The following is a 26,192-nucleotide window of genomic DNA, read 5'->3' on the forward strand; positions in this document are numbered from 1 at the left end:
CGCCTTCTAAAGCAAATTTCCCTAACCTGGAGCAGGAAAAATCTGACAAGGGCAAACGGCACCCCTTAATGCACAGGCAAATCATGATGTTCAAAGCCTGGCTTAGGGGAATCCATCATCACTGCTCACACCTACAGCGGTATATTGATGAGTTTTGTTACCGGTTCAACAGGCTTAAGTATCCTGACAATATGTTTCATAACCTTGTCAAGACGATGATTGCGGCCGGACCAATATTTCTGCAAAAATCATGGGTTGCTTAAACGCCTTATTCTATAAAAAAGATCGACTTGGGAACCAGTACTGGAAAAATTTATTTTACCTCGAAAATGCTAACCGCACCGGTCCCTGTAGTCTTAATATTCGTCCGCAAACTCTGGAAAGGTTGGATTTTTGTTATGGTGTTTGCCGGGTTGATAGTTGGATTCCTAATAAGGCAATTACTAAATACAAAGAAAGATAACGAAATAGTTCGGCTAACAGGGCTGCAACTTATTGACGACATTGGGGAATTTTTGAAGACTATAAAGAGTTTTGAAACTGAAGCCAGATTAAAACAATTAAGCGGCGAAGTGATATTAATCTTAAATTCAAATCTTAATGCTTTAGTTCCCCAAGCCCCCCAAGCATTAAGCAATATCCAAGCAAAACAGGAAGAGTTCGATAAAGAAAAAATGGACTTTAAAAACGATTTAATTGAAATCGCAGAGCAGCTAAAAAAACTGTATAATATCCTAAACAACCCCAATCTATTGGAGGTAATCGATACATACCTAAATCGCGCAAAACAACAGGTCCAGATAATTAAAAATCTAATCGATGCCAATAACTTAGATGATGCTAACCTGACATTAGAAGATTTTTACGATGGTTTGAATTCAGATATAAATTTATATCGGTCCTATTTTCAAACTGTTAAAAACTACTTGACAACTGATTCGAATTACCCTAATGTTGCACCAGTTACAAAAGACAAGACCACTAAAAAGGTTACCGATTATTTTACAGATCTACAAGCAATTATCTTTGATAGAACAGCACCTCAAAATGCGATACTGGCCATTAATGATAACCAAAAAAAATTCGAGCAACTTCCAGACAACATAAAAGACAATCTCATCATGGAGTTCAGTTCGTTGAAACGATTTCAGCCCAACACTGAATTGACCGAAGCAATCGACAAATGGAAAGAGTTGGTATCCAATATCGTAGAAAATAAAAAAATGCTTTCTGATTGTGATAAATATCTCAGCGAAGCATTTAAGGCAAATCCTAATATAATTAACGACATTGTTAAACAATGGAACAATGCAACCCGTGGCGCCGAACTGGATGCGGCAGGTGGAGCATCAGAGGAAAATGAGTTTTCCAAAACAGTTGCTGCCGACACCGAAAATCCATTGAACATTCAAGTAGCATCCTTCGACCAATCCAATCTGAAAGCGAAGCTCGCACGTTCGAGAAAAAACTACTACTTGTTCAATTTTCTTCAAACCTTTGTGTTGGCAATATTAATCAGCTTGGGTGCATTCAAATCACTGGAGGCAAGTTTCATTGGTCATGCCAGCGAATTTATCGGCATATTTTTATTTGCATTTTCACTTGACATTAGCATAGCAAATGTTGTCCAGTTTAAAGCTAATATATCCTAATTTGAAATCCAATTTGGACAATTAGCAAGCCCCAAGTAGTTCAGCGAGCTCCTTTAATCAATAGTTATTGTTAAGGATCGTCTGCATTACTTGTAGGCTCTGCTTTACTTTTCTGCTTTTAATCACTTTAAACAATTCCTCATGCAGATGATGGTTCATGGCAAAGTGTGTAACGCCCTGTTTTTTTTTCCTTAATTTTCCTCGAACAGCAGCTTATACTTGGTGTATAAAGCGATGAAAATCTTATCGAGTAAAACCAATAACGTAAATCTAACAAAGTAGTTATCATCCTTTGGGTTGGACTTCAGCAAGGTATTGAGTGTCGGAAGGTTCTCCTGGTAGGAAAATGTGTTATGTGCGCATCGATTCCGGTGATAATAAAGGAGGTTATATTTGGATTGAAGCACGTTCTCAAACAGCTTCCCTGTAGTTGCGAATTGATTCAAGGGAATTATCGCGTTGTCCCCCATAAACTCCAAAAAGTTATTTTGCGCCCAAGTTGCCAAATTACTACCTGAGAATAGCGTCTTAACCTCGGTTATCGTCTCATTTTGAATTGCTGCTTTATCAATGCCAGTGTTTACATCGAACCCAGTCTCATATTTGGTAATAAGCTCAACGAGGTCAAGAAATATCTTCTTCTTATCCTCATAGGAGGAACATTCACCCAGCGTTGATTGCGAATAACGCTTATATCGGTAATCATAATCATCAGTCGCCAAATCCCAGACGATACATTTCATCTTCTGCTCCTGGAAACCAGTCATTTTTAAAAATACAGATTGGAAGATATACTCGCTCAATGGGTAAGTTTCCATCCCATCACCAATGCCTATGTTTGCTGCGACAACCTCTTTCAAAAGGCCTGTAACAGGCGATAAAATAAAATCTCTATGCCTATCCATTTATACCATGAATGTATTGAAAATGCCAATTGAAGCATCCATACGTGCCCTTAAATACTTTAGGGCCGCTGGCGCTTTTCGATGACCGTAATCGCTTCTGAATCCTGCTGCGGCATCGTCAAGTGCAGCTTTTAATTCGCCTTTCCGGTCAGGGTTGATATCCCGTCCACCAAAGACAACTTTATAGATCAGCCCGAAAAAATACACATCCATATCGATGATCGAAGCAAATGACATCGGGATCTCTAAGGCTTCCATGTTTCGTTTTAACTGCTCGAACCGTGGCGCATAATTCCGGTCGGGAAAAAGCTCTGAGAAGGGCTTGAACCAGTGCGAGGCCGTATCACCAACCATTGAATAAACAAAATCCTCATAATACTTCTCCATTTTGAGCTTATAACCTCGTGCCACGCGCCCGCTGCCGGTATCCTTAGCATATTGAGATAACAGCGAAAGAAAACGCACAAAGTCAGCGGAAGTATCAAGACTTTGGTTTTTGACCTTATAATTCGTAATAAAATCGGGCTCAAAAAATGCGGCAAGATCTTTATTCAGGAAATATAAAGATGCCCTGCTTTCCTGGGGCAGCAGCCGCTCCCCCTGAATATTGATATTTCGAAACACGGATGAGTAAAATCTTTGCTGAGCGAGCTGATCGCCGCCGTGTGGCACCAGGTAAGAAAATCCCAGAAAGGTCTTTTTGAAAAACTCATCATCGACATTTAAGTCGGAAGCTCTGTAATTCCCAGGAACGAGGTTTTGAAGGATCTCTTCTCTGGTTTTGCCTTTATCGGTTAAATTGCTGAAATCCCAGGCTAAGATATCATCGAATTGCTCTTCAATATCGTCCATATCGTCATCATTTTCGTTGGCGAGCCTTAGGCTTTCTATTTTACTCTTGAACTCCTTCTTATCAGGGTATAATTTCAGGTAGGCCAGTAATATACTCGTTAGCCTTTGCTGGCCGTCAAGGATCAGGTTGACGTTAAGATCTCCATCTTTAAAAGCGCCAATGGTGATTGGCGGCACAAACTCCTGCTTCTTAAACGTATCGATCAGGGTAATTACTTTATCCTGGTTCCAAACAAAATACCTTTGATAGTCCGGAAGAATGATGTTTTTTTTGAGAATGAGATCAAGCCAATGACTTAATGAATATTGGCCGTAGTAAACGCGGTTGTCCATTAATGATGAAAGATTTAAGGTGGTGTTATCGCTGTTGATGATAGCAGGTAACACGCTCCAATATTAGGAAATATTTATAATATTCACTTGCTCTTTTCTCAATTCTTCTCAGTTTCCACCCTCACTTTCTTTCCTTTCAAAGGTTTATGCCCCGCCCTTCCTCAAACAAAAGTTAACCAGGCCCTACGTGTGCATCGCCTGGCAATGGTAACCGGGAGTGCAGTTACCTTTTGTTTACCCCTCTTTTTAGCCCCTCCTTTCTTCTTCTTTTCAATGGCATTTTTGTTTTCAATGGTTCACATTTAGCCTTAGCTGAGGCAAATTTACTCCTCTTCGGCAGCCAAGGCCATGCAAGTGCCGCTTATATTCACCACAGATATCGGCCAAATTATTTAAATCTTCGAAGAAATTATTGAACAATTGTAATCTAAAGGTGCGGTTGTATACCATATTAGCCACGAAATCAAAAATATCATTATTGAACGGTATTCATTTTTTTTCCAACCGTCCAAAAACACCAGAAAAGGCATCAAAAGTTCGATTGAACTCCCTAACTCTCCAGATAAAGAGATAACATTGATTTCATCCTGTTAAATTAGAGAAATTAAAATCACTCCCTCTCGGATTAAATGATGGTTTGTAATCTATATAGCCAAAGGCACTAAGTTCCTGCACGCACTTGTGATAAGTCGATGAGGAATGTATTTTGGCCAGCTTCATAAGCATTTTTCTCGACGCCCTTATTGGAGCCTTCCAGCCGTTATCTTCCCAGCAGCAGAACAATGCAAGCAAGAAACTCATATGAATTGGCGTAATTCTGCCATCTTCCTGAGTACGTTTAATTATGGGCGATAAACTCTCTCTTTCAATCATAGTTTATCCCCTTCTACCAACTTTCTAATTTCTTCAAGCTTGTAAAAAAAGATACTTCCAACTTTGCTATAGTTTAATTTGCCGCTGATACGGAGTGCTTGTAAGGTATTGGGCGATATGTTCAGCATCCTCCTCACTTGACTGCTGCGTAGCCATTCACCGGCAGGCTGTTCTTTCCTATCAATAATCTTTCTGATGTCGCTTAACAATTCTTCTTTAAAGACCTGTAAATCTTCCTTCGTTATAATTTCAGTTGCCATTTCATATATTTTAGGCAAAGCTGCTGGTTCTTACTTTAAGAAATTAACGAGCATTTCGGTACTACCGAAAAATAAACCCGACCGGCAAATCATTTAACCAGTCGGGTATATCAATGTATTTAGCGTTTTGGTTCATCAGCACCAATAATCTGGTGTTCAGATATAAAATTATTTTTTGCCAGCCGCTTTTTAAGTTTAGCCATGTCCTCATTGACCTTGATACCGGTAACCTTCGCGTAATGCATGGTTTGACGTAAACTCTTATGCCCCATCATTTCCTTGATGGACTCCAGTGGTACATGGTTGGCTAGTGTTACAGTAGTTCCAAATGTGTGCCTGGCCATATGCGTTTTCAACTCTTTATTGATACCGCACATATCCCCTATTTCTTTCAGGTAAGCGTTGTACTTTTGATTACTCAATACAGGCAATAACTGATCTTTGATGATACATTGCTCATTGTATTCATATTTGGCTAATATTCGTTTGGTGATTGGCAGCAATGGAATTATTGATGGCGTTCCTGTTTTCTGCCTTCCTTTATAGATTCTTAATTCACCATCGATACCAATATCCACTTCGGACTTTTTCAATTGCTTTACATCTGCAAATGCAAGTCCTGTAAAACAGCAGAAAATGAACACATCCCTTACCTAACAAAGCCGGTTGTTTGTTATCTCTTTGTCAGCAATGGCCTGAATCTCCTCCTTTACCAGGAAGACTGTCTGAACTTCTTCTCTAGTCTCATCAAATTTTGCGAACGGGTCATTTTTCAGCCAACCGTTATCGACGCAGGCGATAACTATTTTCTTCATGTTGGCAATATTTTTAAGGGCACTGTTATGGCCCAATTTTTTGACCGTCCTGAACCAGTGATAAAGCTTTTTAACAAACTCCAGATCGAGAGCAAGGATGTTGATTTCCCTGACATTATACTGCGAGTACAGGAACACGGACAAGTGGCGGTAAGTCGTATTGAAATTTGTCCAGGTACCTTTTGCCACCCCTTTCCCGATCATTGCTTTCATATCATCATTATGGCTTTTGAAAAGTGACATCAATTCCCGCTTGCGCTGCTCCGCACCACTCATTATGTCCATGATTGAAATTGCAGTCACAACCCGCCCGGATTCAATCAGCTGCTTGCGGGCATCATAGGCTTTGCTTTGCAATACATCCAGATAGTGATTCAATTCTTTTGCGTCCTCTTTACTACCGGACGCCCTGTTAGCGCCTGCACTCCATCTGGCAGCACTCCAGGTTCTTTTGACCGACACGTCCCTTGACAGGCCGTCCACTGTAATTCTAAGGTAAATGTACATGGTACCCTTGTCGGCATGACGTTGTTTCCTAAGGTAAAACAACATTCCAAAGCTTTTCTCTAACATAACGAAACAATTAAAAGTTAATAAATATCGAAATGCAGCCTATAAAAGTCAAGATGTTTAGTAGAAGAACATGTTGTAATTCAATTAATTACAACGTTTCCAGTGTGACATTTCCACCAAAAAAATGTCACACTGAATGTCACACTAAAACTATGCGAAATGAGACATATTTTGAGTAGCCCCGGAAATGAAAAAAGCCTGTAATTCAGTGAATTACAGGCTTTTGATGTGTTTTGATTATCAATCTGGCGGTGAGGGAGGGAAATGAACCCAACAATCAATTGTCTCTTTATCAGTTTATTAGCGGTGATATTTTCAGTTACTACACGATTGACGCAAATTATCTATAAAACGCATTTTTTCTTCCCTAAAGATACCGTTATTTAGGAATTTAAACAAAAATTTAAAAAACTAGTAACCAAGATTCTCATTAAAAAGCATAAAGGAAGATTGACTACTACAAGCCTTGTAATGATGTGAGTTTGAAAACTTCTTAATATTATTAATTAAATAATATTAAAATCGTTGCCGTATCCATCCTAAAAAAAGTCGTTTAGATATCAAGTAATCTTAGTAAATACAAGTTTCAAGTTCGAATCCCTACAGGTTCACTCTAAGGGATGATTGAAAAATCATCCCTTTTTTCATAAATACGATGATCTATTCGTTCATTATCAATGAATTATGGGATAACACATTCAGCATAGTAGGTGTTCGTTAGATGTTCATAACGTAAAGATAAAACAGCTATTAGATCACTTAGTTTCAAATCTTCAAGTAAATGGCTCGAGTTTTGTACCATAATGTTCAGAGATGGCCTTCAAAAGAAGGCCGTTTTTGTTTAAATACCCTTCTAATTGCTTAAAAAGGAGCTGTCCTTGACTATAAACAGAAGATGTTTGTCTACGCTGTCATCGTTGACTTGAATTCCATCAGAATTTCGATAGTGTATATTAATCTTTTTAAAAGAAATTAGAAAAGCAGTTGTTTATTGTTGTCGCATATACTATATTTGCGACAACAATTTAAATAAATCAGAATGATACAATTAACATTTGCATCTCTTCAAGTAAGAGATTTAGAAGCATCAAAAGCATTCTATACGAACAAATTAGAATTTGAAATTGACAACTCTAACCCTCAAGCCTGTATTTTCAAGTATAATCAAGGACAAGCAAGTTTTGCTATTCGCACACCTCTTGAACCACTTGAAGGAAAAGAATTGGGAATTGGTGTGGCGCTTTGGTTTGCAGTTAACGAAAATGTAGATGAACTGAAAGAAAAATTAATCGCGAATGGAATAACTACTGCAGGACCAATTATAGAAACACCTTTTGGCCGGGCGTTCCACGTAAAAGACCTTGACGGCTATAAACTCACGTTTTTGAATGCAAAATAGAGGTGAATTACTTACCAATAACACATGAAAAATAAAATATTAATCACAGGGGCGACAGGTGGATTAGGAAGTAAGGTTATAAACCTTCTAAAAGAGAAAACCGAAAGTGAAAATCTTGCTGTTTTGGTAAGAGACGAAAAAAATGAATTGGCAAAGCAATATGCCAATGATGGCATTGAAGTAAAAATTGGTAATTATGCCGATTTTGACAGCTTGAAGAACGCTTTTAAAGGCATTGATGTGCTGTACTTCGTTTCGGGAGGAGACGATAGCCAGCGTTCAAAGCTTCATAAAAACGTAGTTGATGCGGCAAAAGAAATGGGTGTTAAGCATATTATATATACAAGCGCCGTTTGGAAAGACGAAAGTGATGCTTCTCCATTAGCGACCCTTGTAGATTCTCACATCCAAACTGAAAATTGTATCAAAGCATCAGGTATTACTTATACTATTTTGAGACACAATTTATATGCCGAAGTAATCGAAATGATGATCGGAGATAAAAGTCAACTATTAAAAACCAAAACCATTTATTTACCCACAGCAAATGGATTAACCTCTTTTGTACCAAAAAAAGATTTAGCAGAAGCAGCAGTAAATATTCTTTTGAATCCTTACACCTTTGCTAACAAAATATTGGAATTTAATGGAAGTGAACAAATCAAATTTTCAGAAATCGCTGAAAAAATATCCGAAATTGTGAATGAACCTGTTCAGTATATTTCTCCGGAAGTAACTGAATTTGAAGCTACCATGAATAAATACAGATTACCAAATCACGTTATCGAAATACTAAGCACATTCAGTTTAGCCATTGCTGATGGAGAATTTGACCAAAAGTCAATTGATTTAGAAACGGTTTTAGGGCGAAAAACAACATCGTTAACAGATTTTCTGAAGGAAACCTATAATTAAAACAAATGTCAAAATTCGATCAAGTTGTCGTGTCTGCTGGTGATAGCATTACACAGGCCACCTTTAGTAGTGATTATTTATCAACTCTGCGAAAAAGATTAAAGGGGCAGCATTATGAATTTGTCAATGCCGGACAAGTTGGCGATACATCCGAAGGTCTTTTAAAGAGAATTGATAAAGATGTTTTAGCGCACGATCCCAACTTTATTACCATTCTGATTGGCGCAAATGATGCAAGACGGGATATTGAACCAAAACATGCAATTGAATGTTATCGTCATACTATCGAGGCAATAATTTTAAAAATAAGAAATAAAACAAATGCTCCGGTTGCTTTAATTTCTTTAGCACCGTTGGGTGAAAACCCCCACAGCAGCAAGAATAAAACAGTGGAACAATTTAACGCTGTTTTAAAAGCGATTGCTGCTAAACACAATTTAGGGTATTTACCATTTTTTGAAAATCTTATACCTGCTCTAATTGATAAAAAAACACTCGATAAATCTGAGTTTAAATTAAATTTAGCAACCGCACTCATAAAATCTGCATTTAAAAAGTATATCCTAAGAAAAAGTTGGGATGCAATTTCAGCGAGTAACGGATTTAGTATTTTAACCGATGGGATTCATTTCAACGACAAAGCCGGAAATATTTTAGCTGATTTGATCCTGGAATGGCTTTTAAGTGTAAAAAAAACGATTCAACATAACTATGCCTAAAGAAATTGATTTTCATTTTAAAAGTCCAAACGACAGTCCTGGTTATTTGCTCGGACAAGTTACAATGCTTTGGCAACGCAAACTAAAAAAAGTTTTAGACCCTTTGGACTTAACGCAAACGCAATTTGTATTGTTGGCTGCGTTAGGCTGGCTTTCAAAAAAAAACAATGCTGTTACACAAGTTGATATTGCCAACCAAAGCAATGCCGACAGAATGATGGTATCGAAAGTATTACGGACGTTAGAAGATAAAGCATTTATAACAAGACAGGAACACGAAACCGATACAAGAGCCAAAACAATTCGACTGACAATTGATGGCGGAGTTGTTTTACAAAAAGCACTCATTGAAGTAGAAAATGCTGATTTAGATTTTTTTGCTTCATTAGACACGGAAATATCCTTATTTAATAAAAACATGACGCAACTTATTGACAACAACATGCAGTAAGATCATTACCGTCAAACAACCCAGTTTTCATATCATGACAAATTATAAATAGCTTTTTATACCGGTTACAGGCCCCGGATTTGGAGATTATGATGAATGAGATGAAATAGTCAAGACTTAATCTGACAGTTACGAAAAAAAAGTAACTTTAAAAACAGATTAAAATAATGACAACACAAGCAAAGATCATCAAAAACAAGTTGGGCATATTAGAACTTGCCCAGCATTTAGGTAACGTATCACAAGCCTGTAAAGTAATGGGCTATTCGCGTGATAGCTTTTACCGATTCAAAGAACTTTACGATCAGGGGGGCGAACTTGCTCTTCAGGAAATCAGCCGGAGGAAGCCAGTGTTAAAAAACCGGGTTGAAGAGCATGTAGAAAAAGCTGTTGTTGAAATGGCGATTGAACAACCCGCTTTAGGCCAGTTACGTGTATCCAACGAACTCAAAAAGCAAGGAATTCCAGTTTCGCCGGGTGGCGTAAGGAGTATTTGGTTAAGGCATGATCTGCATACCTTTAAACTGCGTTTAAAAGCCCTGGAAGCAAAGTCGGCACAAGAAGGGCTGGTACTGACCGAGGCGCAAGTTGTGGCACTGGAAAAGGCCAAAGATGAGAAAAAGGCTCATGGCGAAATAGAGACCCATCACCCCGGCTATCTTGGATCACAGGACACTTATTATGTAGGGAACATTAAAGGCGTTGGCCATATTTATCAGCAGACGTATATTGATACTTATGCAAAAGTTGCCTTTACCAAACTTTATGACCGTAAAAATGCTTTGGTGGCAGCGGAAATGCTGAATGATAAGGTGGTGCCTTTTTATGAACAGCACGACCTTAGATTGCTCAGGATACTTACAGACAGGGGAACAGAATATTGTGGAGTGAGAGACCAGCACGAGTTTCAGCTATACCTGGCTATTGAAGATATTGACCATACTAAAACCAAGGCTAAAAGCCCTCAGACCAATGGCATCTGCGAACGGTTCCACCGCACCATTCAGGATGAGTTTTACGCCATTGCATTTCGTAAAAAAATCTATCGTAGCATCGCTGAATTGCAGGCCGATTTGGATAGATGGATGTACAATTACAATAATGAACGAACGCATACAGGAAAATACTGTTTCGGCAAAACACCGATGCAAACTTTTATTGACAGCATTCCGATGGCTCAAGAAAAATTATTGGAGACGCTCGCCGAAGACCAGATTCTTCAGAGCCCCCACAAAAAGGGCTCAGAAGAATCTGAGTCAATGCATTTAGAAGAGAAATGGTTATATTCACAAATTCCATCTGACAACCTTTAAAAACAGACAACTGTCAGATCAAGTTGTGGCTATTACAAATGAGACCACACCATTTCGGCGCAAGCTGACCCACTGTTTCGGGGCAAACTGACCATGGTATTTCGGGGCAAACTGACCCACCAAAACGCGTAGCAAATGCTGTAGAAATCCCCACTCTGTGCCGTAAGTGTTATGACCCTCGTTATCACGAATCTTTTGCAGCAGCTCCCGCTGCGTCTCAAAATAGGGCTTGGCTTTTTCGTTTTCGTCCATGTCTAGTTCTCCGTCACATTGTCCGTATTCTCAGTTTTTATCCTTATTACCCGGCTACTCCCGCCAATCCGTCTCTTTAGCCCCTTGTCTAGCTTATCAAAGGCTAAATCTTCCCGCATCGCGTTAATCACCGCATCGAAAAGGTCGTTTAGTTTTTCCTCAAACGCATCCACCTTTCCGGCTTTTGCCACATCATTTAAAAAGTCCTCCTGGCTAAACAGATCGAAAAAATCATCTATCGGTTCCAGCACCTCGTCCGGTAAGACAAGCGTTTGCTCATACGCCGTATCCTCCATTAGGTAATAAGCCTTGGCTAATTCATCATTCAATTCATCCTTGGCTTTCCGTAATTCCCTTTCTGATAATTTTAGCTCGTGAAACTCATTGGCACATTCAATGTAAACCGCCCCGGCCGTATTGAGTGCCGTTATCACCGACCGGTAACTCCTGAATTTTTCTTCAAACAATTTGTTCTCGTTAGGCAGCCTCCGGCTCACCCGGTAATTTAAACAAGAAATGACGAACGCGCTACCTGCAAAAGCCGCACTAACAGCGCTCACAATCAAAGGATAATTCATTTTGTGATATGTTAAGTTTACGGTGCAATTTACGCAGAAAATAAAAAGCCAAATACATGACCAATATAGGCGTTGGTTTGGCTCTTATCTCTGTCTTTGACAATCCATGCGCTGCGGGATTGCTGGAAGCGATAAAGAATGGATATTTATTAATCGCCAAAAAACGAGCTCAGCCTCTCACCTACCCTTGTTAGCTCAAGCACGAAAAATTTTAGCCGATACAGTAATCATAGCAAATGCGTCGACACTGATGCTGCGCTTCCTGTTTTGACGAATCAAAAAATGAATGCTTATTTAAAAGAAATAGCAGATACCTGCGGAATAAAGGAGGAACTGACTTTTCACATAGCACGTCATCCGTTTGCGACGACAGTTACTCTCAATAATGGCGTTCCGATGGAATCAGTATCAAAAATGCTCGGTGACTCTTCCATTAGACAAACTCAACATTATGCTAAATGCAAAATTACAAGGTAAGTAAAGACACGCTTTTACTGGAAGACAGCTTGATGGGAAAAAACTATAAGGATAATTAAAGGATTTGGAGAGGTATATAATTAGACTGGTTTATGGCACATCTTCGCCTATAAATTCACTGTTTAAAAAGCGTGACATGGAAACATAATGGGAGAATAGTGGCTGGGAACGGTTTGCCTGGAACGGCAAGGAAATAGAGTTTAGCAGAAAGTGCTGACGAGTTGGAACACTATTTACAGGCAGTAAAGCAAAGAAGGATGCTGCCTGTAAATTGTGTTTATTGTAATAGAGAATGTACCTTATAAAAATACAGATATCTGCAAAGCAGGTATTAAACTAGGATATCTACAGGTTATCTGGTGTCCTACGTGTTCAACTCAATAACAGTGCCCCGGTAAGAATCATAAGTTGGCAAATAAGTTATATATTCAAGTTCTTTAAGTTTGCTGATACACTTATGATAGGTAGTTATACTACCAAAGTGTGCGCCTTTCATGAGTTGTTTTCGCGAAACCTTTAATTGTTTTTTAAAGCCGCTTTTTTGCCATAACGATAATATATAGGTATATAAGCTGATATGCCAAACATTGACCCGCGGATCATCGGTTATTTTTGAGTAAAGTAATAAAAATTCTGAAGTTTCTGATTTCATAGTTAGTGTAGTTTACCACTGACCATATTTTCAATGTCAGTAAGTTTGTAAAAATGAATTCCGCCAACTTTTTGCGATTTCAGTTTTCCATTGATTCTTAGATTTTGGACAGTACCTGTGGATACTTTGAGAATTCTCCGTACATCAGCACATCTAAGCCATTCCTTACTTTCTGGCTTATTTTTGGATAACAGATCTCGAATGTCATTCAGTAATGATTGTCGAAATGCTTCTAAATCATCTTTGGTAATAATTTCCAAGGGCATGAAGTATAAATTAGATAGTGCATTTGCCAACAAGAGATTGTTGTTGGTTTTTAAATGATAAGTCTTTCGTAACTGATCTAAAACATGGTCAGGCTTAAAGACAAGCCAGCCTATATTAGAATTCGTATGGGTATAAATTGGGGGAGAGCATAGACTGGGTTAAAACAAAAATCCCCTGAACGCTCGCCGCCAGGGGATTTTAACCTAAACCTTATCACAAATGCAGGCAGGTCGCCTGCTTTTAGATCCTGCAAATTAATAATTAATATTCATCCAATCAGCATTGTCGATGAAATGAAGATGTGCGTGAATGTTCAGTAAAACGTTGCATGTATTCCCGCTCCTGATTAAGCCTGCGGTTAATCACACCACATCTCCAAAAACAAAGCACCCACGCTAAAAAAGCAACACCTAAACAGGTAAAAGTTTCCTTCTGAGCTTCAGTAATAAACGGCGCAGGTTGTTTGGCAACTGTTGCCGTAAGAGCAGCTTGCTTTGTATGCCTGTTACCTATTGCACCAAAAAACGCAAATGTCGAGATCAAACAGGCCAATAAAACGTTACGTACGATCGCTTTCATGGTAAAAATTATTAATTAAAATTACTAATTTAGTTAGTAAACTCCAAGTGTTTTTTTCAATTTAGTTCATAAATATTGTTATCATGGCGGGCCTGTTGCACCCTATCACGGATCGTATCAATAATTGCAGACTCCGGTATTCCCTCCAATTGAACGGCCTGGTTGTTGATATCGGTAGTGATCAAAGTCAGATGCATCAGCTTAAAAACTTGCAAAATAAATGATTGGCTAATCGTATAGTCTTTTACCCGGTACATCTCCACCTGGTCAGTTCGCTTCATGAATATGCCGTAGGTAATACGGATGTACTCAGCGGTAATTAAATACTTGTAGCTACGGATATAGAGTAGCCGGTACCACGCGGCACCACAAATGGCTATGCCGAATAAAATAAAGTATGGCGAAAGGTACCAGGCCAGTAAAAGAAAGGTAAGCCCTAACAAAATCAGCGGCAGGGTTTTTAAAAAGGCAAACAATAATTGAGGTTTTAAAAGAATATCATCGTTCTGCGTCATAATGATTAAATTTAATAGTAAAAATTGACCAGCATGATTAACCCGGTTACTTAATCGGGGGCATCCTGCTTTAATTGTTCTAAAAATGATGAGGATTGCGTTGGTTTACGCGTACGGATGTTGGCACGGATCCCATAGGCAAGCCTGAATTGGTGCAAGCTGATATACTCATCTTCAAACGACCGTGATTGTTCCTGGCAATAGATCAGCACCTGATGGTTCTCATGTGCTATACGAATTGGTAGATTTTTTATCGCAGCTGTGAATTTGATATCTGTAATGTGACCAATGAGGTCGCTGCCGAATACCAGCGTAAACTTTCGCTTGCGTAAGCGTTGCCTGATCCAATCAGATTGTTCGGTATGCAACCGGATACCTATTGCAATAAATAATAGCTGTTCGGGCTTGGGATAGCGGACGCGATTTATGGTCAGGAACGCCATAGCCTCCATAACTGAGTAAGAAACGATCACCTCTAAAGCGCTATCATTACCGGCCACCCATAGATGACGAGTGGTCGGTATGATATGAAAACCCTCGTCGAAATGCTCACGCTCGTCGCCATAGTCGAAAGACAAATCATGGCCTGCGTTAAAAAAGGCCTGGAGTTCCGGTGGAACGCCAAGCCTCGTTAAATAGTCATGCATCAGCGTGTGCCACCGCTCCTCGTGTAAGAACGGGTGGCCTGATTAGGTACAAATGGCCGCTGGTTTTCGACATCCTTCATGGCATTATGATAACCTGGGCTTAATTTTTCAGCAGCTATTTGATCGCGTTTTTGATTAAACAATGCATTGAGCCCCTTATACACCATATAGCTTAATCCGCCATCGATCATAATGGAAGCGATCAGCGCCAGTTTGTTGGCGCGAATACCGTGATGGTCGACCCCGGAGTAAGCGAACTTCGTACCGTCTGCTATCTGTACTTCCTTGCCTTTACGGTAGTTTTCCTTTTGTGCCTGGGTCAAAAATTCGTTGTTAACCATATCCGGTGCCAGGATCTTCTCGGTATCCGATACGATGTATTCCTTTGTTTCCGGATCATATTCGATCAACATCTCCTTTTTGTTGCCATGGTTATCGAGCGTGGTTTTCAATAAGCTGGCAACTTCTCCCTTTTGCAATTGTTGCGCTTCGTTATCATCCAGAAAATCAGGTGTTACCGCCCTGCGGTAAATGGGATGTATGATCAGGTCGATCTTTCCGGCCTCATTCGGCTGTAACGAAATTTTGGCGTTAAGGGATTTGATCTTGATGTTCTCTGCTTCGAGGTCGTGCAATTCCAGCAAACTTGTGCGGCTACCTGAAAGCAGCGCTTTCAGATCATCCACGTTCAATAACAACTGACCGCCTGCGGCCAGCCCGATGGTCTCCAGATCCTTGATCGGAAGGTCTTCTTCTTTAAAATTCAGGAGGTTCATTTTATCTGCCTACTTTATAAGTGTTACTTTGTTCCTGACCCTGCTCCTGTTCCTGTGCTTGTTCTTCAGCCATTTCCGGTTCTCTCGGGTTGTATTTAGCTTCCAACAGGGAGTTGTAAAGGCCGTACTCGGGTTTCAGGATCTTGCGGGTGCCTGCTGCATCTTCCACTTTGATGCTTTTGGTTTTATAGGTTTCCAAAACCTTATAGGTGGTATCCATGTAAGCGATCTCGTCGCCCTTTTTAAATCCCTGCGCGGTATCGGCCCCTTGTTTCTGTTCCCGTTTAGGATTTACGCCTAATAACAAATTAGCCGCCTTTTGGGCATCCCTGGACGCTTTGGCAATCTCAAAAGGCTCGTCCTTAAACAGCTTGACGAAATTGCTCATGTATGAAGCCTGGTGACCGAAATTATGTCCAATCTTAAGCTCACCACCGATCAGGATAGCAGTAATGGACGCGCGCAATTCTTCACGCGCATATTCCAGGGAGCCAAACTTGCCTTCCATCGGGCGCTTTTCACGGCTTTCATGCCCTGTCCAGTGTGCAAGCTGATGGATGGCCGCCTGATAATACTTGGTTTCATTTTCAAATTGTTCCTTTTCAGGCATAAAAATGGCATCCCGTTGCTTATCGTAATAAGCTTCCTGACCGCCATGAATGATGACCGCCTTACTGTCGGCGATCAGCTTTTCAGCCCTTTCCACCGGAGACAAGGTTTGTCCCTCGTTTTGTTTTTCCAGGAACTCAGCCAAAGGTTGCAGGTCCTTAAGCTGGCTGCCGTTGAACAGGAAAGCCTGCCCGCGCTGGGGCTTATCGAATTCAACGGTTTTAGTTTGCGTAACGCCCTGATCGTTTTTAATGGGCTTCCCATCAGCAGTCCGGATAGCCTGGATATCGTTGGTTTTAGGAAATTCGATCAGCGTGCCTGTTTCATCTTTTTTTACCCAGGTACCAGCATAACGGGCAGCATCGGCGGACATCCACCTTGGATCGTCATGGCGTTCCATACCCAGTATTAAAGCGTTCATGGCACTGTAGCCTTTACCCGTAGTGGGGTTGATAGGCTTCACAAAAGCCGGAAGCCCGTTTTCCTTAACGGGTTTTTGAAATAAGGAATTGCCATCCTTAATTTCTGCGATCAGCTTGTTGGAAAGCTGTACCGGTAGCGGTTTGAAATTTTTGTCGTTCATGTCATTTTTGATTAGCAGTTCATATAAAAATTTAAGTGGATTGATAAATCTGTTTTGGTAGCGGATGCTGAAATGCAAGTGCTCGCCGGTCACCCGCCCCGTTGAGCCGGTAATCCCGATGGCCTCACCGGCTGCGATAGTTTGCTGCGCTCCAACAAAAACCTGGCTGAGATGACCGTATACCGATACGATATCGTCATGCGACAGACGGATATTGATGCCAAGACCATCATCATAGCCGGTGGATCTTACTTTACCTGATAGGATGGCGTATACCGTATCGTGGCGGGCCTTGAAGTCAATTCCTTCATGCATTGTGTATCTCCCGGTCAGGGGATGGATGCGGTAGCCGAAATCGGAATTGATGCGCAGGTGTTTTAAGGGGAGGCAGACCAGGCAAAAGCTGATAAGTACTTTCATCGGCTGTAGGTTTTGGCCAGTTCTTGTTTTTGTGCAGGGTTAATGGATTCTAATACCCGTTCCTGCAGACCCGGATGATCGTTGGCAATAGCCAGCGCGGAATATAGTGCCTGAGAAGTTTCCCTATCCTGTAACAGCATGATCTTATACATGGCCTTAAAATCATCCAGTGGCATGGACGAGCCATTTTGGGTCAGGTCATTAAAAATCTCTTGTTTATCCTTGAGCATCATTAACTGGCCTGCAGGATAATAGGCTTCACCTCCATCGGGAAAGCTTACATAATTTTCTTTTTCAGACCGGGCATAGGTTAATATACCGATCTCTCCCTTTTTAGTGCCGGTGTCGTTTTCGAGATCCGGCTGCACCAACACGAGGGTGCCGTTTAATTTTGCATTAGCCATAATGTTTAAGTTTTAAAATTTACCTGCCTATCTTGCGCCTTGCCGCATGGTCGATGACTTCGCTCAACCGGATAGTGGCCCAGCGATGAAGTTCCGGGTCGTCGTTTAAATGCTCGAAAGCTTGTCTTACCTCTTTGGCCGATCCGGATTCCTGCAACCCGGCGAGGTATCGAAGATTTTCAGGTACAGGCGGCCACAGTGCTGCCCGTTTGTTTTCCGCTGTTTCGTTTAACTCATCGGGAGTTCTCAGCACGAATAAAGTGTGTGAACAAAAGGGCTCGACGTCTTCATCTTCAAACCTTACCCAAATTTCGTCCTCCTTGAAGTCCGAATGTTCAATGATGCCGATCTTGCCCATGAAGTCGGATAACCACAGGACCGGGCTGACCATGACCATTAAGTCAATAGTATCTTGCTCATTCATGATTGTTCTTTTATATTTTGGAGTTTATCTGCCTCTTTTATAGGCTTGATCAAGGCCGAGACTTTCTTCCAGTGTGACCAATGCCGCTGCTATCAGACCCGGATTTTTTTGAACTATTTCCATGGCAGTCCGCTGTTGTGGCAGCGTTCCGTAGTCCAGCAGTAAGGCAATATTTTTAAGGTCTCTAAAATGGTCTACTGAAAGTGTCAGCGCATGTTTATGCATAAAATCATAAATAGCACCGGAATCCTTAAAAGTGAGCAGGGCGTCAGCACTGTATAAGCCAACTTCGAAGTCGTCAAATCCTACATAGAACTCATCCGTATTCAGGATGGCGGCTGTAATGATGCCGATCTCTCCTTGTTTATTTACAGGATCATCCTTTAAGTAAGGGTGTATCATCAACAATTCGGGCAACTGTTTTTCATTCGATTCTTCGTTCATTCTTCATGGTAGCTTTAATGGGTGGTGGTGGTTTAAATGCAATTACCATTTGCTGAATTTCATTACTGATATGATTGAAATTGCTCCGGAGCTTCTCGTCCATCTTTCCCCCGAAATCATAAAAGGCAGGCAAAGGCTTATAGGCTTTTTCTTCCCTGGCGATCTCCTTCATATCCAAATTAATGCGGCAGTTCACGGCGGAGGTTTCGAACTGCCCGGTGTAGTTTTCCTGAGCATCGGCCGCGATCATTCCCACCATTTCACCCGAATTGAGAGAGGCTATTTTTCCTGCCGGAATCAGCACCTCCAGTTTCTCATTGAGGGATGTGGATGTTTTATTCCGGTCTATTGACAGGCCCTCACCTATCTGTTTGGATTTTCCGAACAGGCGCTCCAGCCACTCCAGGGTATCTTTATTTCGCACAGAACCTGAGAGTACAGTACCGACCACGGCGGTAATCGTGGTTGCGGTATCTTTCCCGTATTGCTGGTTAAATTGCGGCAGTTCCTGCAATCCCATCAGTACAGCAACCTTATTCGATCTGGCTGTTGCAATCAGATTTTCCACCCGGTGGACGAATAAGGTAGGCACCTCATCCACAATCAAGGCAGATGGCAGGTTACCTTTGGTATTGATTAGCTTGGTGAGCCGGTTGATGATGATAGAATAACAGGCCGAATTGATATTTTGCGTATTGGGGTCATTAGCGAGTACCAGCATGCCCGGATTCTCCTTAGCTGAAATTTTGAGGTCAAAATCATTACCCGAAAAAACCCAAAAGGTTTCCTTTGTGGCCAGCCTGCTGATAAAGATCTTCAGCGTACCGATCTGCCCTTCCAATTGGTCGAAGGCCTTGGCGTTGTACGCTGTCATGAATGGTGATAGCAGCGAACGAAGTTCAGGTTCAGAGGTCAGAGCGTTAAATATTTCCTCATAGGAACGGTTCAATAAAGCCAATACATGGGGAAAACTGGAATAGATGCCGCCTTTATACTTGCTCATAAAGTACACGCACGAAGCAAGAAAATTGATGGCAGACTGCGTGAAGAATTGGTCACTACCACCTGAACGGTCTCCCTTTTTCAAGGCCTCCACCAACGCCTCGGCAGTTTCTGCAGCATCGGCCAATGATTTGATATAATCAGCCCGCCAGGGATTGATACGGCGGCTTTTTTCGATATCATTCAGATTGATAACATGAAAAGCGTAGCCTTTTAATTTGCCGTTTTGTTTGGCGAGCAGATAGTGGTAATAAGCGATCTGCCCAAGGTCAGGAAACTTAAAATCATACAGGCAAACCGCAAATTCTTTAGCGATCAGCTGCCGGATAAAGGGATTGACGATAGAAAAACTTTTACCGGAACCTGGTGTGCCGATGACCATGGTGCCGCGGAATACGTTGCAGATATTGATCCAGCCATTCCGCACTTTGCCTTTATAATAAAAAAGCATGGGGATATTGACCGAATATGCGGTATCTATTCGCTTAACAGGCTGCATAAAGCTTTCGGCCTCGGTGTTCCATTTATCCTTACCTAAGCCGGATTTAATGAACTTGGAAATGTTATCCATCGCCACGCTCACCATGAGCGCCCCGATAAAGGAGCAGATCATGTACAGCAGGTCGAACCAGGTGGTATATTTAAACACCTGAGTCGATGCACGTCCCTGATAAACGATGCTGCCGAAAAATAAAAACAGACCGAGCGCAAGCGGGTAAACAATATGCTTTTTAGGGTCGAGGTCTGTTTTCTTTTTTGCCAGCGTACCGATGCTGACCAGGCATATCAGGCCAAATGTCGCCAGTTTACTGTAGATCAGTTTAGCATAAATAAAAATGTGGCTGATCTTGTCGAGCGGTGTTTGAAAAATGCCCCATATAGGGGCATCGTGGTAAATGAATATGCAGGCTTCCAGTAAAATGGATAAATAGATTGCGCACTGCAAAAACCCGTGGAGTTTTTGCTGTTCCCGTGTTTCTTCCATAAAAATGAATTGGGTTAGTAATGAAAAAAGCCCCCGGCTTTAGCGGGTGACTCCATGAACAAAGGCTACAAGGCGTGCTTATCGCCTAATACCTATATGGACGGCCATATCCTCTTCCTCGTCAGCTTTAAACAACTCTTCTTTTTGGGATTGCTTTTCATTTTCTGAGATCTGTTGGCTGATCTCCAGTTCCAGTTTAGCCAGATCCTTTTTCAGGGCCGCCAGCTCGTATTCCTGGTCAAAGGTCCGTTGCGTTAAATCCCGAACTTCGGGAATCTGCTTCTGCAGATCGGCTATATCTTTTTCATATCGCTCGGACATACCGACAACGCGGTCGATGGAGTTCAGAAAATAGCGTGCGGCAAGTTTCGGATTATCCACATGTGGCGCTCCACCGTTTTGCATATACTTGATCCCTGTTGCACGGCTTTCGGCATAAAGTGAGGTTACAAATTCGATCTTACTGCTGAACATCCCGTCAACGGTCTGCAGCTTTCGTCTGATATAAAGATCAAAGCCATACAGTTCGCCTAAATGCAACTCCGGTTGGTTAGGGTTTTGCGGACACCAGTTGGTATAAAGGTCGATCAGCTTTTGCCCGATGGCAACTGCGTCAGCAGAGGTCATCTCTTTCAACTTTATCAGGTTGAGCTTCGTACCATCGCCATCGTATTTTAGCAGACCTTTATATACCTGCGTATCAGTATGTACCATATCCAGGGTCGTTTGCGTGTCCCTGCATTTCTTTTCCAGGTCCTCCAGCAAATAACGGCTCCTGGCTACCTCTTTGAAGTGCGCAGATTTGTACCCTTCCAGTTCAGCGACCTTTTTCTCGATCCTGGTTTTTTCCAACAATGAAGTGTCCCCGGAAAGTATGGCGATATATTCCGAAAAATTCATCCCGCTTTGCTCATCAATCGCGCCTTCATCCAGTGTCCGAACCGCCAGCTCGTTATTTTTCATCTGGCTGATGAAGATCTGTTTGTTTTTTAGCAGATTGAATTTGTAGTTATCCAATGACTGTTCCACGGCATAGATAAAGTTCCGGACCTTATTGCCGTAATACATTTTCGCCAGCAAGTTGCCTTGTCTTGCACCCCTACCGTCCCTTTGTTCGAGCTCAGAAGGCTTCCAGGGAATATCGAGGTGGTGCATGGCAACAACCCTTTGCTGAACATTTAAGCCCGTACCTGCCTTTTCTGTACTGCCGATCAGGATGCGGATCTCGCCGGCATTCATTTTCATGAACAGTTCTTTGCGCTGCTTATCGGTAGTCCAGTTATGAATAAAGGTGATCTGGTTCGCCGGGACGTCAAAATCAGTTATGAGTTTGTCGCGCAAGGCATCGTAAACATTGAATTCCCCGACCTTTGGCGTACCGATATCAGAAAAGATGATCTGTGTACCTTTATAGGCCGTGCTTTCATGAAAGATTTGAGCGACGTTTTTAGCGCAAATGTTGACCTTATTACCCGGATTGTCGCCATATTTTTCGGGGTTAACCAATCGCATATCCACCGCCATTTTTTTGGCGTAATTGGTGGCAATCAGCATTCGGCCCTTATCTTCATCAGCAGTAAGTGGCCGTCTTCCGATTACAGTGGCGTCACCCGTTTTGGCGAACTGCATTAACCGCTTGATGAAGTCCTGCTGGTCAGGCGTTGGCTTAATATTAACCAGCACTTCATCAATTTCGGGTTTATCGAGGTTGATGTGTTTGGCCGTTTTATAATCGGTGATCTGATTATAAAATAGTGCCAGCTCAGGCACTTTGATGAAATGCCGAAAACGTTCCTTAGCCCTGATCTCGTTAGTCACCGTAAACTCAAAGTCAACCGTCTTGCGTGCATAAACCGCCGCCCAGGCATCAAAATTTGAGATCCGCTGCCTTTCCAATTCCCGTGGACGAAGGTATTTGAAGATCAAATACATCTCCGTCAGGCTATTGGAGATCGGCGTTCCGCTTAAAAAGGTAGCGCACAGATCTGCGTCATACCTGTCCTGTAGGGTGCGTATGGCAAACAGCATGTTCAGTGCTTTTTGACTGCCGAGCATGTTTCCTAAACCGGCTACCCTGGTATGCCTGGTGGTGAAAGTCAGGTTTTTGAACTTGTGGGATTCATCAATAAAGAGATGGTCAATATTAAGCTCACCGAAATTGATGCCCGTATCCTTGCGCTGGGCTATTGCCTCCATTACGCCTTTTAACTTGGCTTCCAGGTTTTCCTTGCGGATCTCTAAACCCTTAAGCATCTCACGCGTGATTTCATCACCGGACTTTTGAATGGCCAGCAGATCAAGTTCGGTGTTATCCAACTCTATTTCGAGGATCTGCCTTTGGATTTCCGGTGATTGCGGGATCTTTCCAAACTGGTCATGCGTTAAAATAATACAGTCCCAGTTGTTATTTTTTATCTCGTGGAAAATCCTTTTGCGCTTTGCCGGCTCAAAATCATTTTGTCCTGGTGCAAGAATCTTCGCCTTTGGATAAGCTAAACGAAAAGTATCGGTAATTTGCTGAACATTAGCCTTTAAAGCCAAAATCATGGGCTTATGTACGATGCCCAGCCGCTTCATTTCCATAGCGGCAATGATCATGGTGAGCGTTTTGCCTAAGCCCACCTCGTGATCGATCAGCCCGCCGTTATTTTGGATGACCCGCCAGGCCGCATTCCTTTGCGAGGAGTACAGGTCTGAAATCTTTAACGCTTTGAAGTCCAACCCCGGAAAAGTTAAATGGCTGCCATCGTATTCGCGCAGTGTGTAACAATTGTACGTATCGTTATAAAGCTTTTCTAAAAACTGCTTATCCTCGTTGGGCAATTCCAATAACCAGAGCAGGTAGCGAGCCCGGATATTGTCGATCTTCCGGTGAGCGGTTTGTATGGCTTCGGTATCAGGGACACGCACCGTTTTACCAGACTGTTCAACCGGATAGGTAAAATGCGGATTGGTATTGAGCAAGGCATATTCCAGCAGGGTGCGGCCGGTGACCTTGTTACTTTCTTTAGGAGTAACAGAGAATTCCTCGTTGGTAACCGTGTTCCCCTTTTTCGCATAAGTCACCTTGTAAGTATCAACCGAACCGTAAAAGTCAACCGTGGTGTCCAGTTTAAAAAGGTCGGTTGCGAATCGCTGATAGTAATCTACCGGCACCCATCGCTCACCAAGATTAAAGTCCAGTAGTTCGAAGGGAATCTTTTCGGGCTGCACCCGCCTAATGGCGGCGAGGCTCCGGGCGAACTGCAAGTTATCCGGCTCTGCTTCAGCCTGTTTTTCCGCAGCCTGCATTTTTTCAACGACATTGCCGGACAGGTAACTGTCTGTCGTTTCCCATTGGCCGCTTTGCGGATTTAACAAAATCTGCTGATCGAGTTTCAGGATAATCTCCTCCTTACTTAATCCGGTTATTTGCGCGATAACAGGCAAGTCAACCCTGCCAAGATCATTCAGGCTGCGCGCAAGTGCTTCTTGCGGATCATCGGTTTTGAGCGTTGCCTTCTGCTGGAAAAGCGGCCCATAAAAGATATCGGAACGAATATATTTTTCCTGCTCCCTGATCTCCAGTGAGGACAGCATGTTAAACCCAAATGCGACATCGTTGATGATAGCGTTCCGGTTAACAACCTTATTAAGTTCACCATACTTATGAAAAAAAGCCTCATAACGACTATTCAGGGACTGCCTTAACTCCGGGAACTGGATCTGATGCTCATTTTCAAGAGTCGAAAGTTCCAGGTAGATGTCCCGGAGCGTTAGATAATCCTGGTAAATGGCGGGTTCAGGCTGTACCTCAAATGGCGTAAACTGAGCTTCGCCATTCAGCGGTTCGCCGATCAATCCTACTTTCCCCTCAAAAATCGCCAGCGTATCCTTTACATAAAATGGTTTGAGATCGGTAAAAGCTTTTGGCCGGTCATGTACCAGTTTAAATGCCGGGGCTAAGGTGGTGTCTCCTTCATACCGGTAGTCGTGCCCGAACCGTTTCAATTCAGCAGAAAGCAAATCCAGTTCCTGCCCTAAATTAATCCCGGATAACCATTTGGAAGGAAAGGCGATCTCAGCAACATTGCTGTAGAGTTTATAAACATACCGGTTATTGGACAGAGCCTTTGCCGTCAGCAAAACAACACTATCATGCATCGGCTTTGTTGTCGTACGGACCGTGCTGATTAGCTTAACGGTTCCGGTATCTATGAAAGCCCGGTCAAGGTCGTCGAGGTAAACAAGCGCCTTATTTTCAGCTTCAGGGGGCGCGTCAAACAAACCGAGCTGGCCAAGGCTGGTATTTTTCCGACCAACCGTTTTTTCGGCTACAGGAACAGGGAGAAACGTTAATTGCCTTAGCTTGCTTTCCTTCGGATCGAAGGAGATTCCTTCCCACTTAGCATGGTCAAAATTTGCAAAGCCCGCAATGAGCTGTCCTTTTAATAAGGGTTCAATGTCTTGTAAATTTCCGTTTTGCCAAACCACCCGCGAAGCTTTACCGCGTGCGTTAGTGCCTTCGATGATCTCATCAGCAAAGATCAACTCATTTTTATCCGCCAGCCAGGCGTTCAAATGATACTTGCCAAAGGCGTTTTCTTTTTCTACAGTTTCAATGAGCTGGCTTTCCGCTTCGCTGAGCGACTCTTTAGTGTCGTTTTTCTGAACCAGGATCAGGTGGGTACCAACTTCCACATTTGCGTTTTCCTTCATCAAATTAGCCGGAAGAACAGTTACGGTCAGCAGATCTGCCGATGTAAACAGATATTTACGTGCGGTTATATTTGAAGGGTTATTTAAAAAGGCATCTGTAACGAGGTAAGCAAGTATACCGCCATCCCTGATCTTGTCTAAACCTTTAGCAAAAAAGTAAGTATGTACTTTGGCAGATATGCCACTTTTATTATAAGCCGGGTCATGAACGGCAATTTTGCCAAACGGAATATTGCTGATCACAATATCAGATTGCGCCTTTTCGCTGGCGGCTGTTTCTTCCAGTTTCCTGATCTGGACATCCACGGGTACTGAAAAACCTGACGCTATCGCGGTCAGTATCTTGCCGGTTATCCAGTCTTTTTCAATGGCAGTGACTCGTTCCAGATTAGGGAACGCCCGAATGCCCTCTTCTACAAAAATACCGGCTCCGGCGCTCGGCTCATAAAGCCTCCTGGGCTTAACACCGACTTCCTTAAGGACGGCGTAGATTAGGCGGGGGATGAATTCAGGTGTGTAATACGCAGTTTGAGAACTGCTTTTAAGCGCATCGATCGCCCCCTTATATGCTGTATCGCTCAGTTTTTGTTTAAGCAGGTCATGAAGTTCCATCACCTGCGGATATAATTTAAGGTCAGCTTTAGACGCACCCAAGTTGGTCCATTCGCTAATTTCGCCAGGGGGAAATAAGATCGCTTTCAGGCCGCCGAACCCGGCATATTTTTTAAGTGATTCTAATTCAGTTGGGGTAAGTTGCTGGCCGGTGAAGTCCAGCGCTATCCGGATGGCAGCCAGGTTGTCTGCCATCTTCCTTGCCGGA

General features: G+C 42.2%; 27 protein-coding genes. 8 read left to right on the forward strand and 19 right to left on the reverse strand.

The window, feature by feature from the left end:
* Both E2R66_RS29205 and E2R66_RS10760 read left to right on the forward strand, forming a co-directional pair.
* On the forward strand, positions 1–263 hold a 263-nt coding region (locus tag E2R66_RS29205), incomplete at its 5' end, for a transposase (protein ID WP_317130768.1).
* Positions 264–329: 66 nt separating this feature from the next.
* Positions 330–1,652 (forward strand): hypothetical protein, encoded by a 1,323-nt coding sequence (locus E2R66_RS10760; protein ID WP_133230804.1) that lies wholly within the window; start codon positions 330–332, stop codon positions 1,650–1,652.
* Between the two features lie 191 nt (positions 1,653–1,843).
* Here the strand turns inward: E2R66_RS10760 and E2R66_RS10765 are convergent, their stop codons facing one another.
* From E2R66_RS10765 to E2R66_RS10785, 5 genes are all read right to left on the reverse strand, one after another.
* The gene (locus E2R66_RS10765; RefSeq protein ID WP_133230802.1) at positions 1,844–2,557 is read right to left on the reverse strand and encodes a hypothetical protein; all 714 of its coding nucleotides are present in this window, start codon (positions 2,555–2,557) and stop codon (positions 1,844–1,846) included.
* Complete coding sequence (locus tag E2R66_RS10770) at positions 2,558–3,796, reverse strand: DUF262 domain-containing protein (protein WP_240049286.1); 1,239 nt, start codon at positions 3,794–3,796, stop codon at positions 2,558–2,560. It lies immediately after the preceding gene.
* 815 nt (positions 3,797–4,611) lie between these two features.
* The gene (locus tag E2R66_RS10775; protein WP_133230799.1) at positions 4,612–4,875 is read right to left on the reverse strand and encodes a helix-turn-helix domain-containing protein; all 264 of its coding nucleotides are present in this window, start codon (positions 4,873–4,875) and stop codon (positions 4,612–4,614) included.
* A 119-nt stretch (positions 4,876–4,994) separates the two neighbouring features.
* Positions 4,995–5,519 (reverse strand): site-specific integrase, encoded by a 525-nt coding sequence (locus E2R66_RS10780; RefSeq protein ID WP_133230797.1) that lies wholly within the window; start codon positions 5,517–5,519, stop codon positions 4,995–4,997.
* A 9-nt stretch (positions 5,520–5,528) separates the two neighbouring features.
* The gene (locus E2R66_RS10785) at positions 5,529–6,263 is read right to left on the reverse strand and encodes a phage integrase SAM-like domain and Arm DNA-binding domain-containing protein (protein ID WP_133230794.1); all 735 of its coding nucleotides are present in this window, start codon (positions 6,261–6,263) and stop codon (positions 5,529–5,531) included.
* Between the two features lie 1,039 nt (positions 6,264–7,302).
* Here E2R66_RS10785 and E2R66_RS10790 point away from each other — a divergent pair.
* The 5 genes from E2R66_RS10790 (at position 7,303) to E2R66_RS10810 (ending at position 11,060) form a co-directional block, all read left to right on the forward strand.
* Entirely contained in the window at positions 7,303–7,662 is a 360-nt protein-coding gene (locus E2R66_RS10790) for a VOC family protein (RefSeq protein WP_133230791.1), read from the forward strand.
* Positions 7,663–7,686: 24 nt separating this feature from the next.
* Complete coding sequence (locus tag E2R66_RS10795; protein WP_133230789.1) at positions 7,687–8,577, forward strand: SDR family oxidoreductase; 891 nt, start codon at positions 7,687–7,689, stop codon at positions 8,575–8,577.
* A 5-nt stretch (positions 8,578–8,582) separates the two neighbouring features.
* A complete protein-coding gene (locus tag E2R66_RS10800; protein ID WP_133230786.1) occupies positions 8,583–9,296 on the forward strand; it encodes an SGNH/GDSL hydrolase family protein in 714 nt (237 codons plus the stop codon).
* Positions 9,289–9,747, forward strand: coding sequence for a MarR family winged helix-turn-helix transcriptional regulator (locus E2R66_RS10805; protein WP_133230783.1), 459 nt, complete (start codon positions 9,289–9,291; stop codon positions 9,745–9,747). Before E2R66_RS10800 ends, E2R66_RS10805 begins: the two co-directional genes overlap by 8 nt.
* A gap of 167 nt (positions 9,748–9,914) precedes the next feature.
* Complete coding sequence (locus E2R66_RS10810) at positions 9,915–11,060, forward strand: IS481 family transposase (protein ID WP_133230781.1); 1,146 nt, start codon at positions 9,915–9,917, stop codon at positions 11,058–11,060.
* 18 nt (positions 11,061–11,078) lie between these two features.
* On the opposite strand, the gene E2R66_RS10815 is transcribed toward E2R66_RS10810, so the two are convergent.
* Together E2R66_RS10815 and E2R66_RS10820 are read right to left on the reverse strand one after the other, a co-directional pair.
* Positions 11,079–11,312 (reverse strand): hypothetical protein, encoded by a 234-nt coding sequence (locus E2R66_RS10815; RefSeq protein WP_133230778.1) that lies wholly within the window; start codon positions 11,310–11,312, stop codon positions 11,079–11,081.
* Positions 11,313–11,314: 2 nt separating this feature from the next.
* Entirely contained in the window at positions 11,315–11,890 is a 576-nt protein-coding gene (locus tag E2R66_RS10820) for a hypothetical protein (RefSeq protein ID WP_133230776.1), read from the reverse strand.
* A gap of 282 nt (positions 11,891–12,172) precedes the next feature.
* On the opposite strand from E2R66_RS10820, the gene E2R66_RS28945 reads away from it, so the two are divergent.
* Positions 12,173–12,367 carry a tyrosine-type recombinase/integrase gene (locus tag E2R66_RS28945; RefSeq protein WP_240049287.1) on the forward strand — a complete coding sequence of 65 codons (195 nt, stop codon included), beginning with the start codon at positions 12,173–12,175 and terminating at the stop codon, positions 12,365–12,367.
* A gap of 364 nt (positions 12,368–12,731) precedes the next feature.
* Here E2R66_RS28945 and E2R66_RS10830 read toward each other — a convergent pair whose 3' ends face one another.
* From E2R66_RS10830 to E2R66_RS10885, 12 genes are all read right to left on the reverse strand, one after another.
* Positions 12,732–13,019: a hypothetical protein gene (locus E2R66_RS10830; RefSeq protein ID WP_133230774.1), complete on the reverse strand. Its 288-nt coding sequence runs from the start codon at positions 13,017–13,019 to the stop codon at positions 12,732–12,734.
* Positions 13,020–13,021: 2 nt separating this feature from the next.
* Positions 13,022–13,285, reverse strand: a complete 264-nt coding sequence (locus E2R66_RS10835; protein WP_133230771.1) for a helix-turn-helix domain-containing protein — start codon at positions 13,283–13,285, stop codon at positions 13,022–13,024.
* 277 nt (positions 13,286–13,562) lie between these two features.
* Positions 13,563–13,865 carry a hypothetical protein gene (locus tag E2R66_RS10840; protein WP_133230769.1) on the reverse strand — a complete coding sequence of 101 codons (303 nt, stop codon included), beginning with the start codon at positions 13,863–13,865 and terminating at the stop codon, positions 13,563–13,565.
* Positions 13,866–13,921: 56 nt separating this feature from the next.
* Positions 13,922–14,380: a PH domain-containing protein gene (locus E2R66_RS10845; protein WP_133230766.1), complete on the reverse strand. Its 459-nt coding sequence runs from the start codon at positions 14,378–14,380 to the stop codon at positions 13,922–13,924.
* Positions 14,381–14,430: 50 nt separating this feature from the next.
* A complete protein-coding gene (locus tag E2R66_RS10850; protein ID WP_134737923.1) occupies positions 14,431–15,027 on the reverse strand; it encodes a hypothetical protein in 597 nt (198 codons plus the stop codon).
* Entirely contained in the window at positions 15,027–15,803 is a 777-nt protein-coding gene (locus E2R66_RS10855; RefSeq protein ID WP_133230762.1) for a DUF4099 domain-containing protein, read from the reverse strand. Before E2R66_RS10855 ends, E2R66_RS10850 begins: the two co-directional genes overlap by 1 nt.
* A gap of 1 nt (position 15,804) precedes the next feature.
* Entirely contained in the window at positions 15,805–17,415 is a 1,611-nt protein-coding gene (locus tag E2R66_RS10860; RefSeq protein ID WP_133230760.1) for a zincin-like metallopeptidase domain-containing protein, read from the reverse strand.
* Positions 17,412–17,819 (reverse strand): hypothetical protein, encoded by a 408-nt coding sequence (locus tag E2R66_RS10865; RefSeq protein WP_133230758.1) that lies wholly within the window; start codon positions 17,817–17,819, stop codon positions 17,412–17,414. Before E2R66_RS10865 ends, E2R66_RS10860 begins: the two co-directional genes overlap by 4 nt.
* A 19-nt stretch (positions 17,820–17,838) precedes the next feature.
* Positions 17,839–18,243: a BAR domain-containing protein gene (locus E2R66_RS10870; RefSeq protein WP_133230756.1), complete on the reverse strand. Its 405-nt coding sequence runs from the start codon at positions 18,241–18,243 to the stop codon at positions 17,839–17,841.
* A gap of 24 nt (positions 18,244–18,267) precedes the next feature.
* Entirely contained in the window at positions 18,268–18,687 is a 420-nt protein-coding gene (locus tag E2R66_RS10875; protein ID WP_133230754.1) for a hypothetical protein, read from the reverse strand.
* A complete protein-coding gene (locus tag E2R66_RS10880; RefSeq protein WP_133230752.1) occupies positions 18,668–20,674 on the reverse strand; it encodes a type IV secretion system DNA-binding domain-containing protein in 2,007 nt (668 codons plus the stop codon). The genes E2R66_RS10875 and E2R66_RS10880 overlap by 20 nt, the downstream gene beginning before the upstream one ends.
* A 78-nt stretch (positions 20,675–20,752) precedes the next feature.
* Positions 20,753–26,179, reverse strand: a complete 5,427-nt coding sequence (locus E2R66_RS10885) for a helicase-related protein (RefSeq protein ID WP_240049288.1) — start codon at positions 26,177–26,179, stop codon at positions 20,753–20,755.
* Positions 26,180–26,192: the final 13 nt, after the last annotated feature.

The sequence above is a fragment of the Mucilaginibacter psychrotolerans genome (assembly GCF_004519315.1).
In the GTDB taxonomy this organism is placed as follows: Bacteria; Bacteroidota; Bacteroidia; order Sphingobacteriales; family Sphingobacteriaceae; genus Mucilaginibacter; species Mucilaginibacter psychrotolerans.